12 protein-coding genes are annotated in these 13,796 nt (G+C 70.8%); 9 read left to right on the top strand and 3 right to left on the bottom strand.

What is annotated here, in order from left to right:
* The first annotated feature begins 17 nt into the window (after positions 1–17).
* Positions 18–647: a hypothetical protein gene (locus tag ACLF3G_RS11330; protein ID WP_430669473.1), complete on the top strand. Its 630-nt coding sequence runs from the start codon at positions 18–20 to the stop codon at positions 645–647.
* Here the strand turns inward: ACLF3G_RS11330 and ACLF3G_RS11325 are convergent.
* Positions 644–1,690, bottom strand: a complete 1,047-nt coding sequence (locus ACLF3G_RS11325) for an Ldh family oxidoreductase (RefSeq protein WP_430669472.1) — start codon at positions 1,688–1,690, stop codon at positions 644–646. The two genes, ACLF3G_RS11330 and ACLF3G_RS11325, sit on opposite strands and share 4 nt — an antisense overlap.
* A gap of 223 nt (positions 1,691–1,913) precedes the next feature.
* Between ACLF3G_RS11325 and ACLF3G_RS11320 the strand changes: the two genes are divergently transcribed.
* The 3 genes from ACLF3G_RS11320 (at position 1,914) to ACLF3G_RS11310 (ending at position 4,034) form a co-directional block, all read left to right on the top strand.
* Positions 1,914–2,036, top strand: a complete 123-nt coding sequence (locus ACLF3G_RS11320) for a hypothetical protein (protein ID WP_430669471.1) — start codon at positions 1,914–1,916, stop codon at positions 2,034–2,036.
* Between the two features lie 61 nt (positions 2,037–2,097).
* Entirely contained in the window at positions 2,098–2,727 is a 630-nt protein-coding gene (locus ACLF3G_RS11315; protein ID WP_430669470.1) for a TRAP transporter small permease subunit, read from the top strand.
* Positions 2,724–4,034, top strand: coding sequence for a TRAP transporter large permease (locus tag ACLF3G_RS11310; protein WP_430669469.1), 1,311 nt, complete (start codon positions 2,724–2,726; stop codon positions 4,032–4,034). The genes ACLF3G_RS11315 and ACLF3G_RS11310 overlap by 4 nt, the downstream gene beginning before the upstream one ends.
* Before the next feature lie 44 nt (positions 4,035–4,078).
* Here the strand turns inward: ACLF3G_RS11310 and ACLF3G_RS11305 are convergent, their stop codons facing one another.
* Entirely contained in the window at positions 4,079–5,596 is a 1,518-nt protein-coding gene (locus ACLF3G_RS11305; RefSeq protein WP_430669468.1) for an amidohydrolase family protein, read from the bottom strand.
* Positions 5,597–5,607: 11 nt separating this feature from the next.
* Here ACLF3G_RS11305 and ACLF3G_RS11300 point away from each other — a divergent pair, with 11 nt between their 5' ends.
* Positions 5,608–6,879, top strand: coding sequence for a hydantoinase/carbamoylase family amidase (locus ACLF3G_RS11300; protein ID WP_430669467.1), 1,272 nt, complete (start codon positions 5,608–5,610; stop codon positions 6,877–6,879).
* Positions 6,880–7,024: 145 nt separating this feature from the next.
* Here the strand turns inward: ACLF3G_RS11300 and ACLF3G_RS11295 are convergent, their stop codons facing one another.
* Entirely contained in the window at positions 7,025–8,080 is a 1,056-nt protein-coding gene (locus tag ACLF3G_RS11295; protein WP_430669466.1) for a TRAP transporter substrate-binding protein, read from the bottom strand.
* 70 nt (positions 8,081–8,150) lie between these two features.
* Here ACLF3G_RS11295 and ACLF3G_RS11290 point away from each other — a divergent pair, with 70 nt between their 5' ends.
* From ACLF3G_RS11290 to ACLF3G_RS11275, 4 genes are all read left to right on the top strand, one after another.
* The gene (locus ACLF3G_RS11290; protein ID WP_430669465.1) at positions 8,151–9,053 is read left to right on the top strand and encodes a polysaccharide deacetylase family protein; all 903 of its coding nucleotides are present in this window, start codon (positions 8,151–8,153) and stop codon (positions 9,051–9,053) included.
* The gene (locus ACLF3G_RS11285; RefSeq protein ID WP_430669464.1) at positions 9,050–9,733 is read left to right on the top strand and encodes a cysteine hydrolase family protein; all 684 of its coding nucleotides are present in this window, start codon (positions 9,050–9,052) and stop codon (positions 9,731–9,733) included. Before ACLF3G_RS11290 ends, ACLF3G_RS11285 begins: the two co-directional genes overlap by 4 nt.
* Before the next feature lie 232 nt (positions 9,734–9,965).
* The gene (locus tag ACLF3G_RS11280) at positions 9,966–11,906 is read left to right on the top strand and encodes an AsmA family protein (protein WP_430669463.1); all 1,941 of its coding nucleotides are present in this window, start codon (positions 9,966–9,968) and stop codon (positions 11,904–11,906) included.
* 51 nt (positions 11,907–11,957) lie between these two features.
* Positions 11,958–13,793 (top strand): ABC transporter ATP-binding protein/permease, encoded by a 1,836-nt coding sequence (locus tag ACLF3G_RS11275; protein ID WP_430669462.1) that lies wholly within the window; start codon positions 11,958–11,960, stop codon positions 13,791–13,793.
* The last annotated feature ends 3 nt before the right edge of the window (positions 13,794–13,796 follow it).

Genomic DNA, 13,796 nt, shown 5'->3' with positions numbered 1-13,796 from the left:
ACCGAGGGGACCAAGTCATGAAGCGCCCGCAGTTGATCGCGTCCGCCCTGGCGGTGGCCGCGCCGATCCTCGCCGGTGCGGCCGCGGCGCAGGATCGCCCGCCGCTGTTTCCGACGCGCGATGTCAGCGTCGCCTACCGCGTGACCGAGACGCAGGCCCGCCCTGCCGGCCAGCCGGCGCTGCCGGGGATGACGCTGTCCTGGCTCGCCGCCGCGCAGACCATGCGGGTGGACCTGGCCGGCATGGGCTGGATGGTGGCCGACCACCGGGCGCAGCGCGGCTTCATGGTGATGGAGCAGATGCGCATGGTGATGAACATCCCAATGGACCAGGTGGCCAAGCACACGGGCATGTCCCCCACCGCCCGCTTCCGCCGCACCGGCAGCGCCACCGTCGCCGGGCATGGCTGCACGGTGTGGAACTTCGAGGACGGCAACGACCGCGGCACCGCCTGCATCACGACGGACGGCGTGATGCTGCGCGCCCAGGGCAGCGCGCAGGGCCAGTCCGGCAGCATGGAGGCGACGCAGGTGACCTATGGCGCGCAGGACCCGGCCCGCTTCCAGGTGCCCGCCGGCTACCAGACCATGCAGATGCCCCAGGGCATGCCGAATATCCCGGGACTGTCCGGCGCCCCGCGCCGCTAGACTTCGACAGCGACGCCCAGCTTCCGCGCTGCGGCCTCAAGCCCCGCGAGGATGGCGGGCGAAAGCATGACGCCGTCCCGCAGCGCCTCGCGGCGATGCGCCAGGCCGGATTCGCCGGGCAGGCGCACCCGCGCTACGCCAGGCCGCGGGGTTGCCGCGCGGCAGGCGGCGGCGGTGTGGCTGGTCTGCCGGCGGAAGGCGTCGATCCCGGCGAAGGCCTCCGGATCATACAGTTGCAGCAGCACGGAGGCGGTCCAGCCGCTCGGCCGGTCGGCGCGGCCATAGCCGGACAGGCCCTGGGTCAGCGCCTCGTTCATCAGCGCCCAGGCGTAGCCCTTCTGGCCATGGTCCTGCCCGCCGGCCGGCAGCAATGTGCCGCCCCGGGTCAGCACGGCCGGGTCGGTGGAGGCGCGGCCCTCGGCGTCCTGCACCCAGGCATGCGGGAATTGCCCGCCTTCCTTCTGCAACCGCCCTGCCATGTTGATGGTGGTGATCGAGGCGCTGACATCCATCAGGATGGGCTCGGCATCGGTCGGGATGCCGGCCGCCACCGGGTCCGGCGCCAGCACGCCGGTGATCGCGCCGAAGGGCGCGACGGCGGCGGCGGCAGAGGCGGAGGAGGACAGCACCAGCATGAAGCCGCGCTCAGTCGCCCGCGTCAGATAGGCGGCCAGGCAGCCGATGTGGTGGCTGTCGCCGATCGCGACGGTCACCGTGCCGTAGGTGCCGACGCGGTCCAGCGCCAGGTCCAGTGCGCGGTGCACCAGCCACGGCCCTGGCAGGCGGCGGCCGTTCCAGGTGACGCAGGCGCCGCGGTCGCGCAGCACCTCCGGCTCCCCCTCCGTCGCCATGCCGCCATTGCCCATGTCCTCCAGGTAGCGCGGCAGCAGCGCCAGGCCGTGGGTCGCGTGGCCGAGCAGGTCCGATTCCACCAGCGTGCGCGCGACGGCATCGGCTTTCGGCGCATTCAGCCCGGCGGCGCGGCACAACGCCTCGGCGAAGGCAGTCAGGCGCGCCGGGTCGTGGCGTGTGGCTTCGGACATGGCAGGAGGTTTCCGGCGTGATGGCGTGGCCCGCAAGGTATCGCGAAGCGCGACGCCCCGTCGATGCGGGGGCAACGACGCAAGGCTGCCATGCAGTCAGGACAAATCCGCAAAAATATTGGGTTTCAAGTCGCCAGAAACTACGCCAAGAGCAATCATGCTCGAACATTCCGACTGCACAGTGCAACTTCTTGAGTCACAAATCGCTGCCATGCGGAAGATCATGACTGATCTGGCCCAGGCCTTCGACGAGGCACTGCTTCTGCTGGAGCAGGACGCGCAGGATCTGGACCGCCCGGCTACGACGGACAGCGCGGCCGCGGAGGGAGACGCCGCCGCGGCCTGAGCCCGCCTGCCGGCTGGCACCGATGTTGCAGAGCCATCAAGGTCCTCGCAGCAAGGTGCCCATGGCCGCCCTTCCCAGTTCCTCCACCGGCGGCGCGCCCGCCGGGGGCAAATCCGTCAATCCGGTGGCGGCGGGCGTCGCGCCCGTCACCCGCTTCTTCAGCCTGCTCTGCGGCTGGTGGCTGCTGGGCTACAGCCTGCTGGTCTGCGCGGACCTCGTCGCGCGGCGCTACCTTGGCGTGTCGCTGCAAGGCACGGATGAGATCGGCGGCTACACCTTGGCCGGGCTCGTCGCCTTCGGCTTCGCCCATACGCTGGTGGTCCGGCGCCACACGCGGATCGACCTGTTCCTGTCGCGCCTGCCCGCCTGGCCGCGGGCGGTAGCGCATGTGGTGGCGGCGCTCGCCATTGCCGCCCTCGCGGCCTTCGCAGCCAGCCGCGGTTGGGCGGAGATGTCCGACAGCATCGAGTTCATGTCCGTCTCCACCAGCCCGTTGCAGGTGCAGCTTTGGATTCCGCAGGGCGTTTGGTTCGCGGGGCTCGCCCTGTTCGCCGTTGTCGCCGTGCTGCTCGCGCTGCACGCCGCATCCCTGCTGGCACGCGGCCGGGTGCGGGAGGTGAATGCCTGGTACGGCCCGCCGACGGTGGATGAGGAAATCGCGGTCGAGACCGGCAAGGAGGCGCTGCGATGACCGGCTTCGGGGTGACCGAGGCGGCCATCGGCTTTGCGCTGATGCTCGCCATGCTGTTCGCCGGGCTGCACGTCGGCGTGGCGATGGCGGCCGTGGCGCTGCTCGGCGCGGATCTTTATCTCGGCGCGCCGGTCATCAATGCGCTCGGGACGCAGTTGTGGGGGGCGACGGACAGTTTCACGCTGCTGGCGGTGCCGCTGTTCGTGCTGCTCGGCGAATTGCTGGTGAAGGGCGGGGCGACGGACCGGATGTACAAGGCACTGGCCGCTTGGCTGGGGCCGCTGCCGGGCGGGCTGCTGCACACCAATATCGGCGCCTGCGCGCTGTTCGCCGCCGTCTCGGGTTCTTCCGTCGCGACGGCGGCCACGATCGGCACCGTCGCGATGCCGACCTTCGCGAACCGGCGCTACGACCAGCGCCTGGTGCTCGGCACCATCGCGGCGGGGGCGACGCTCGGCATCCTGATCCCGCCCTCGATCAACATGATCATCTATGGCGCGATGACGAACACCTCCGTCGGCCGGCTGTATGCGGCGGGCGTGGTGCCGGGGCTGCTGCTGACCGGGATGTTCATGGGGCTGATCGCGGTGCTGTGCCTGTGGCGCCCGGCGCTGGCCGGGGAAAGCGAGCCGCGCCTGCCGCTCGGCGCCCGCATCCGCGCGCTGCGCGGTCTGGCGGCGCCGGTCGGGCTGTTCGTCGCGGTGATGGGCAGCATCTATGCCGGCTGGGCGACGCCGACCGAAAGCGCGGCGGTGGGCGTGGTGGCGGCCTTCCTGCTGTCCTTCTGCTACGGGCGCTTCAAGGTCTCCATGCTGCACGCCTGCTTTGAGACGACGGTGACGGTCAGTTCCATGATCCTGCTGATCGTGGCGGCGGCCTTCTACCTGAACTTCGTGCTCGGCATCCTCGGCGTGCCGCAGGCGCTGTCGGCCTTCGTCACCTCGCTCGAGGTCGGGCCGATCGGCATCCTGTTCGTGCTGTTCGTGTTCTACCTGGTGCTCGGCTGCTTCCTGGAGACGCTGTCGATGATGGTGGGCACCATCCCCATCGTCTTCCCCATCGTCGTCGCGTTGGGCATCGACCCGGTGTGGTTCGGCATCTTCCTGGTCGTGATGTGCGAGATCGCGCTGATCACGCCGCCAGTGGGGATGAACCTGTATGTGGTGCAGGGGGTGCGGACGAGCGGCACCGTGGGCGAGGTGATCCAGGGCACGCTGCCGTTCCTGGGCATCATGGTGCTGCTGGTGCTGCTGCTGATCGCGTTCCCCGGCATTGCGCTGTGGCTGCCGGGGCTGGCGTTCGACTGATGCATTTTCAAGTCAGGCGCTTGCCTGACGACTCGGAAAACGCGTCAGGAAATTTCCGAGGTCCGCATCGCGTAGTGGTCGCGCACCGCCCCGACCAGCCCGGCCACCGCCGCCTCCCGCTCCGCCGTCCAGGGTTCGCGGGCGCGGGTCGCGGCGGCGGCGACCGCGGCGGCGACCGCCTGCGGGTCCATGTGTGGAAAGTAGCCGTCGCGGTACAGCACGCGGCCATCCACCATGGTCAGTCGCACGTCGCGCGCATCCGCTCGCGCCAGGATCAGGTCGAGCAACGGCACGGACGGGTCGGCGTAGGCGCCCTGCACCCGACGCAGGTCGACGGCGATGACATCCGCGGCGAGCCCCGGCGCCAGCGTGCCGACCTGCCCGTGCAGGCCCATTGCCGCCGCGCCCTGTGTCGTCGCCATGCCGAACAGCGTCGCCGCGTCGGGCGGCCCGGCGCCGTGCCAGGACGGCTCGGTGGACAGCCTCGCCGCCAGGCGCAGTTCCTTCCACAGATCCTCGTCGTCATCCATCGTCTGGCAGTCCGTGCCGATGGCGACGCGCACGCCGGCTGCCCAATAGGCCGCCAGCGGCGCGATGCCGCAGCCGAGGCGCAGGTTGCTCGCGGGGTTGCGCACCAGCATCGTGCCGGTGCGGGCGGCGACCGCGATGTCCCCCGCCGTCAGATGCGCCGCATGGGCGAGCGAGGTCGCCGGGCCGAGCACGCCGAGGCGTTCCAGCCGTGCCAGCGTGCCCTCGGGGTACAGCCCTCGCGCGGCGGCGGCCTGCGCCACGCTTTCCAGCGCATGCATGTGGATCGGCACGCCCCGCGCCCGCGCGGCCTGGGCAAGCCCGGTGAACAGCGGGTCGCTGACCCATTGCGGGCCGGCGGGCGCGAAGGCCAGGCGGATGCGGCCATGGCTGGGCAGGGCTGCCGCAAGGCGGTCGTACAGCGCCGCCGCCTCCTCCGCCGTGGTGGCGTAGAGCGGCGGGTCGGGCGGGCCGACCAGCGCCTGCAAGGCCTCGGGCAGCGCGGCCAGGAAGCCGGGCTGGTCCTCGGCCGGAAAAACCAGGCTGGCGCGATCCTGCGCGCCGATGCCAACCAGCGCGCGCAGCCCGGCCGCGTCATAGGCGGCGATGGTGCGGGCGAGGTCGCCCGGCTGCCGCCCGGCCTCGCCCCAGGTGGTGTTGGCGTGGATGGTGGCGGTGACGCCGGAGGCCAGCATCTGCATCGCCGCCAGCGGCACCATCGCCGCCGGGTCCAGCCAGCCGCGCCGCCGCTTTGTGGTCTGCCAAGCTTCCAGGATCATGTCGGGGAAGCCGAGTTGCAACTGCGTCAACCCGCGCCCGTGCTGGTGCGCGTTCACCAGGCCCGGCAGCAGCGCGCAGCCTTCCAGGCGCAGGCGCTGCGCGGCCGGCGCGGCGGCGGCGAGGTCTGCCGCGGGGCCGATGGCGGCGATGCGGCCATCCGCGCCCACCAGCACGCCATGGCCTTCCCGCGCCACGCTGTCCGTGGCACCGACGATCAGCGCCTCCGCCGTCAGGAGGCAGGTGGCATCACGCATCGGAGTTCTCCATGACTGAATCCGCCGCCGAGACCCGCGCGCTCGACCTTGCCGCCGGCTATCTTGATGCGATCCGCGCCGGCAGCCTTGATGCCCCGGGCGTCACCCGCGCGTCCTACGGCGCCGGGGAGCGGCTGGCGCACCTTCTGGCGCGGGAGGCGGCGGAGGGGCTGGGGCTGGAGGTCTCGGTGGACCCGATCGGCACCCTGTCCATGACGCTGCCCGGCACAGACCGCGCCCTGCCCGCCGGAATCATCGGCAGCCATGTGGACAGCGTGCCGCATGGCGGCAATTTCGATGGCGCGGCCGGCGTCGCCATGGGGCTGGCGGTGGCCGCGCGACTGCGCCACCTCGGCCGCCGCCTGCCACGGGACCTGACGGTGCTGGCGATCCGGGCGGAGGAGATGGTGTGGTTCCCGGCCAACTACCTCGGCAGCCGCGCGGCCTTCGGGCTGCTGCCGCGCGAGGCGCCGGACACGCTGCGGCGCAGCGACAGCGGCCGGACGCTGGCCGACCACATGTCCGAGGAAGGATTCGACCCTGACTTCATCCGCCAGGGCCGCGCCAGCCTGCGCGCCGATCGCATCGCCTGGTTCCTGGAGCCGCATATCGAACAGGGCCCGGTGCTGGTGGAGGCGGGCCTGCCGGCCGGGATCGTCACCGGCATCCGCGGTTCGCTGCGCCACCGCAACTGCCGCGCAATCGGGCAGGATGCCCATGCAGGAGGCGCGCCGCGCCGCACCCGGCGCGATGCGGTGATCGCCGCCGCCACGCTGGTCGCTGGTCTCGATGCCTTCTGGACGGCGCAGGAGGCGGCTGGCGCCGACCTGGTCTGCACCATTGGAGAATTCTTTACCGACGCCACGCGCCATGCACCGACCCGCGTGCCCGGGGAGGTGCGCTTCACGCTGGATATCCGGTCCGAGGATGTGGCGACGCTGGCGCGCGCCGAGTCCTGGCTCGCCACGGCCGCCGCCGAGGCGAAGGCGCGGCATGGCGTGACCATGGATTACGGCCCTGCCCTGCATGTGCCGCCGGCGCTGATGGACCCGCGGCTGCGCGCGGCGCTGGGGGCGGCAGCCGCGGAGGCCGGCATCGCCAGCATGAACATCGCCTCCGGCGGCGGGCATGATTGCGTGACCTTCGCGGGCCAGGGCGTGGCATCCGCCATGCTGTTCATCCGCAACGACGGCGGCAGCCACAATCCGGATGAGGCGATGGAGATGGAGGATTTCGCCGCCGCCTTCCGCATCGCGGCCGGCGCGGTGGAACGCTTCGGCTAGTCGCTCCACCGCGAAAGCCGGTCGGCATCTCTCGCCGGCCGAGCGGCCGAATGGCCGCCGCCGCTGATGCGTCATGCCGCAGGCATGCCCTCGGCATGACGAGCCAAGGCCGCCCATGTGGCCGCCCGGCGCTTGCGGGCTGGCTTTAATTGATGGTGAAGCCGCGCGCGGCACCAACCGTGCCGTTCCAGGTCTGCGTGCACTGCGCCCAGACGCGGTTGCAGGTGTCGCGCCAGGTCGGCAGGATCACGGCGCCGACGGCTTCGCGCACCAGCTGCGCATCGGCCTCGTTCACCGTGACCAGCGTGTTGCGGAACGGCTTGTGTTCGGTGCAGGGCCCGCCGGTGGAGCAGGACAGCGCATCGCCGTTGGAGTTGGTCGCGATGTCCCACATCGCATCCTCCATCCGGCGGAACTCCCGCGTCAGCGCCGTCTGCTGTTCCGGGGAGAAGCGGCGCCAGGCGGCCATGGTCATGAAGTGGCCCTGCACGGCGCCCGAAAGCCCCAGCGGCAGGATATGCGTGGTGACTTCCGGCCAGTTGCCCGTATTGCCGGATGTGGCGGAGGTGATGGCGCAGCTCGTCACGCCGCGTTGCAGCGCCGGATACACCTCGCTGAACTGCAACGTCACCGGCGTGGCGCCAAGGTGCTGCAACAGCGCGGACATGGTCGGCGTGAAGGACCGCACCTTCAGCCCGCGCAGGTCGCGGACGGAATTGATCGGCGCGTTGCAGTAGATGATCTGCGGGCCGAAGGGCCACAGCGTCATCACCCGCGTGCCGAAGCGCTGCTGCAGGCGCTCATCGAAGGCGGCGCGGTAGGATTCCACGGCGCGGCGCAGTTCCGGCACGCTGGTGGAGACGCCGATCAGGTCCAGCCCCTCGAAGAAGGGATCGTCGCGCGCGACCATGCCGATCTGCACGCTCATCACGTCGAACGCGCCGGAACGCAGCAGGCGCAGACTGTCCGCCGCCTGGATGCCGAGCACGTCGAGCGGGTTGTAGGTGACGGCCAGAGGCGTGCTGGCGGCGGCGGCGAGGCCAGCGAAGAACGGCCGCTCCACGCCATCCACATGCTTGGTGTTCTGGCTGAAGTTGCCGGCGACGCGAAGCGGGATCTGCGTCTGCGCCTGGGCGGAGGCGCCCAGCGCGAGGGCGGCAGCAAACAGTCCGCCTGCGAGGCGGCGTGGAAGGCTGGGCATGGGCGTTCTCCTGGCGGTTTATGCGGCACGGAGCTTGCAACATCCGGGCCAAAACCGAGGATCCCCCATCATGCGCCGCGACCTGGTCGGCTACGGCTTCGCGCCACCCCGCATCGCCTGGCCAGGCGACGCGCGCCTCGCCGTTTCCATCGTGGTGAACTACGAGGAAGGGGCGGAAATGGCGGTCGAGGCCGGCGATGCGGAGAATGAGCGCATCGGCGAGGTCATCAGCATCGTGCCGCCGGGTCGCCGCGACATCGGCCAGGAACAGATTTTTGGCTACGGCCTGCGCGCCGGGCTGCCACGATTCCTGGAGGCGTTCGACAGGTATGGCGTGAAGGCCAGTTTCTTCATGTGCGGCCGCGCGGTGGAACGCACGCCGGCGCTGGCGGCGGAGGTGGCGCGGCGCGGGCATGAGGCGGCGAATCATGGCTGGGTCTGGCGCCCGCATGCGGATTACGCGACCGAGGCGGAGGAGGAAGCCGGCCTGCTCCGCGCCGGCGCCGCGATCGAGGCCGCGACCGGCGCGCGGCCGGTGGGCTTCTTCTGCCGCGGCAGTGCGTCGCCCTGGACGCGCTTGCTGCTGGCGAAGCATGGCTACCTGTACGACAGCAACGCCTTCGACGACGACCTGCCCTACTGGGACGCGGGGATGCTGGTGTTGCCCTACGCGCTCGACTGCAACGACATGAAATTCTTCCACCCGAACGGCTTCGTCCTGCCGGACCAGTTCGTGGCCTATGCCGAGTCGGCGATGGACCAGCTGATCGAGGAAGGTGAGCGCGGCGTGCCGAAGCTGCTGAATATCGGGCTGCACCTGCGCATCTGCGGCCGCCCGGCCCGCTTCCGCGCGGTGGAGGGCATCCTGCGCGCGCTGAAGTCCCGCGGCGACGCTGTCTGGGTTGCGCGCCGCCGCGACATCGCCGAGCACCTGCACAAGGTCCTGCCGAAGCCAGGGGAGTCCGCGCCATGATCACCATCGACAACCAGCAGGTCTTCACCGAGACGACGGAACTGGTCGACCCCGCGCATACCGCGCTGGTGGTCATAGATCCGCAGAATGATTTCTGCGCGGAAGGCGGCATCTTCGCCCGCGCCGGCAAGGACATGAGCAGCTTCCCCGCCGCCATCCGCGCCTGCGCCCGGCTGGTGGACGCCGCCCGCGCTGCCGGGGTGCAGGTGTTCTTCATCCAGAACCAGAAGCTGTCCCACGGCCGCTCCACCTCCCCCGCCTGGCTGCGCTTCCTGACAGTGCGCAACGGCATCACGGAGGAGCCGGAAGTGTGCCTCGCGGGAAGCTGGGGCGCCGAATTCGTGCCGGAATTGCAGCCGGCCGGGCGCGACATCGTGGTGCAGAAATGGCGCAGCTCCGCCTTCGTCGGCACCAACCTCGACATGCTGCTGCGCACCAACCGCATCCGCACCGTGGTCTGCTGCGGCTTCATCACCCAGGGCTGCATCGAATCCACCGCGCGCGACGCGGGCTTCTACGACTACTACCCGGTGGTGGTGGAGGATGCGGTCGCCAACCATGACCCGGACCTGCACGCGGCATCCCTGCTGGTGCAGCGTTCGCGCTACGACGTGATGCCGAGTGCCGCGATCCTGCCGGTGTGGGAGGCGGTGGTTCCGCAACTGCGGGCGCCGGACTGACCCCAGGGGCAGTTACGCATTCCAACAATCATCCGTGATCCGCCGGATGCAACGCTCTATTTCGTTTTGTATTTGAAAATAGAGCTTAAGTAGAAGGCCTGCCGCGCGATGTCGTGCCGGCTGCGTCAGCGCCCTGCCACCGCTTCGCGGCAGTTGCGCCGTCGGAAGAACATCATTGCGAATCTAGAATCAGTGCCCCGCATCTTCCGCCGCCGGGCATCAGGAGAATTACGTGGCTCGTCTGCATCTGCCGCGTTGGCTCGCCTGGGTGGGCGCGCCGTTGGTCCTGCTGTTGCTGCTGGTGGCCTTCTGGTCGTGGGACTGGTTCATCCCGCTTGCCGAACGCCGCGCCTCCGCCGCCATCGGCCGCACCGTCACCATCGGGCACCTGCACCTGCGGCCCGGCCGCATCAGCGTGCTGACGGCCGAGGATGTGCGCATCGCCAATCCGGATGGCTTCGCGGCCGATGCGCCTTTCGCGCAGGCGGCGCGGCTGGTGGCGCAGGTGGACCTGATGGAATCCTGGCGCCGCAACGCGCTGGTGGTGCCGGAGGTCGAACTCCAGCAGCCGGTGGTCGAGGCTGCGTCGCGCGACGACCGTAGCAACAACTACACCCTCGACGTCGCCCTGCCCGAACCGGGCCAGCCCGCGGCCTTGCAGATCGGCATCCTGCGGATCGTCGAGGGCCGCGCCCACATCGTGCTGCCGCATCTCCAGGCCGATCTGCGCCTGGCGATTGCCACGCGTGACGAGGGCGGCGCGGCGCCACGCCTCGCCGCCACCATCACCGGCACCTATGCCGACCAGCCGATCACCGGCGAGGCGCTCGGCGGCGCCGTGCTGGCGTTGCAGGCGGACCGGCCGTGGCCAATCGCCGTGCAACTCGCCAACGGCCCGACGGAACTCTCGCTGGAGGGCACGCTGCGCGACCCGCTGGCGCTGGGCGGCGCGGAGCTGCGCCTGGTGCTGCGCGGCCCCGACATGGCGCTGCTGGACAAGCTGACCGGCGTGCCGATTCCGCGCACGGCGAACTACGAGGTCGCAGGCCAGCTCGACCAGGTCGACGGCCGCTTCCGCTTCCGCGAGATCGCCGGCCGCGTCGGCCAGACCGATATCGCCGGCACGCTGACCGTGGGCACGATTGAATCGCGTGTCGATGTCGTGGGTGAACTGCATTCGCGCCGCGTCGATCTCGCCGACCTCGGCGGCTTCATCGGCGAGGAACCCGGTCGCGTGGCAACCCCCGGCCAGACGCCGGAACAGCGCCGTGCCCTGGCCCGCAACGAGGCGCAGGCGCGCGTGCTGCCGGATGAGCCGATCAACCTGCCGAAGCTGCAATCGACCGACATCCGCATCAGCTACCGCGCCGACAGCGTCATCGGGCGCAACGTGCCCTTCGACAGCCTGCGCACGGAGCTGGAGGTGAAGGACGGCGTGGTGCATCTGCGGCCGCTGACGCTCGGTGTCGGGCGCGGCCAGATCGCCGGCAACGTCACCCTGACGCCGGCCGAGGAGGGCCGCATGCGGGCCGAGGCCGATGTGCAGTTCCAGCGCCTCGACCTGTCCCGCCTGATGCAGGCGACCCGGACCTTCGAGGGGGCCGGCACCATCAACGGCCGGGCGCGCCTCACCGGCACCGGCAATTCCTTCGCCACGATCCTCGGCGCCGGCAACGGCACGCTGACGCTGGGCATGTCCGGCGGCAACCTCTCCGCCCTGCTGGTGGATCTGTCCGGGCTGCGGCTGGCGAATGCGGTGCTGTCCTCGCTCGGGGTGCCTGGGCGCACGGCGGTGCAGTGCTTCGTGGGCGACCTGGTGCTGCAACGCGGCGTGCTGAACCTGCGCACGGTGCTGCTGGATACCGAGGACGTGCTGGTGGCGGCGACCGGCAGCGTGAGCCTGGCGCGGGAGCGGCTGGACATACGCCTGCGCAGCTCCTCCAAGAGCTTCACCATCGGTACCCTGCCGACCTCGATCCTGGTCGCCGGCAGCTTCCGCAACCCGTCCGTCGGGCCGGAACTGGGCGAGCTGGTGGCGCGGGGCGGCGCTGTGGCCGGGCTGGCGGCACTGCTCGCGCCGGTCGCCGGGCTGCTGCCGACCATCCAGTTCGGCACCGGCGAGGACGATCGCTGTGAGGCGATGGTCCGCCGCGGCGCGCCGCCAGCCCGTTAGCTGATCCTTACCAACCCACCTCACCCGATCCAGCAAAGCGACGACCAGGCCATGAGCGACGCCGTGCCCGTCAGCCGAAAGTTCTTCCGTGACTTCGCTCGCCTGGCCACACCCTACTGGACCGAGAAGGGACGCTGGCGGCCGCGGCTGCTGACCGGCCTGCTGGGCCTGCTGGTGGTCTGCCAGATCGGCCTGGTGCTGCGGCTGAATGTCTGGAGCGCCGATCTGTTCGATGCGCTGGAGCGGCGCTCGACCGAACACGCCATGGCGCAGATCGGCATCTTCGTGCTGATCCTGTGCGGCACCATGGCCGCCAACATGGGCCACCTGGCGGTGCGCCGGCATCTGCAGCTGGATTGGCGGCGCTGGCTGACCGGCCGCGTCGTCGGCCGCTGGATGGAGGATTCGCGGCATTTCCAGGCCGGCCTGATCCCCGGCGACCACGCCAACCCGGATGGACGCATCGCCGAGGATATCCGCGTGATGACGGAAGCCGCGGTCGATCTCGCCAGCACGCTGTTCTACTGCGTGCTGCTGCTGGTGACCTTCGTCGGCATCCTGTGGTCGCTGTCCGGCTGGATCACCGTGGCTGGCATCGCGGTGCCGGGCCACCTGGTGCTGCTCGCCTTCCTGTATGCCGGCATCGGTGCCGTGGTCGCCTTCGTGCTCGGCCGGCCGCTGGTGCGGACCACCGATGTGCGCCAGACCAAGGAAGCCAATTTCCGCTACGACCTGGTCCGCGCCCGCGAAAGCGCCGAGCCGATCGCGCTGGCCCGCGCGGAACACGCCGAGCGCGCGCGCCTGACAGCGGGGTTCGAGACCATCGCCCTGGCCTGGAAGGACCAGTCGGTCGGGCTCGCCCGGCTGATCGCCTTCTCATCCGGCTATGTCGCGCTCGCCGCGGTGTTCCCGATCCTGGTCGGCACGCCGCGCTTCCTGGAGGGCACGCTGACGCTGGGCCGGCTGATGCAGTCGGCGCAGGCCTTCCAGCAGGTGACGGCGGCGCTGTCCTGGCCGGTGGACAACCTGCCGCGCATCGCCGAGTGGCGCGCCTCCGTGGAACGGGTCCTGGCGCTGGAGGAAGCGGTGCAGGTGGTGGCGCTGGAGGCGGCGCGGGCCGGCGAGACCGCCATCAACATGGACCGCGCGCCCGGCGCCTGGCTCGGCGTCTCGGATTTGTGGGTGGCGGAGCCGGACGGCACGGCGCTGCTGAACAACCTGTCGCTGCGGGTGGAACCAGGCGAGCACGTGCTGGTGGATGGCGACCCGGTGGCCGCGGCGGCCTTCTTCCGCGTCGTCGCCGGCATCTGGCCCTGGGGCTATGGCCAAGTGGACCTGCCGGCCGACGCGCTGATGATCGCCATCGGCCGCCGGGTGTTCCTGCCGCAGGGCACGCTGCGGCGCGCGCTCGCGCTGCCTGGGACGGCGGCCGATCCGGACGACGTCGCGATCCGCGCGGCGCTGGCCGATGTCGGGCTGGCGAGGCTTGGCGAACGCCTCGACCAGTCGGAGGATTGGGCGGAGGTGCTGAACGGCGCCGACCTGCAACGGCTCGCCTTCGCGCGGTTGCTGCTGCTGCGGCCGGACTGGGTGGTGCTGGGCGACGCGACGGATGCGCTGGACCCGATTTCCGCCGACGCGCTGCTACGGCTGGTGGTGACGCGGCTGCCGCAGGCGGCGCTGGTGCTGATCGGCCAGCATCCCGGCTCCGCCGAGGCGTTCAACCGTCGCCTGACTCTGGACCGCTCGACGGGTGGGGAGGTGCTGCTGAACGAGGTCTATGCCCGCCGCCAGGCCGCCCGTGCCCCGAAGCGACGGCCGCTGAAGGTGGTGGACTGGCTGCGCCAGGGCTATCCGGCGGATGCCCCCAGCACCACGCACGGGTGAGGG

This window comes from Falsiroseomonas sp. HC035 (assembly GCF_050563525.1).
GTDB lineage: Bacteria > Pseudomonadota > Alphaproteobacteria > Acetobacterales > Acetobacteraceae > Falsiroseomonas.
This window is presented reverse-complemented; position numbering and strand designations above follow the sequence as displayed.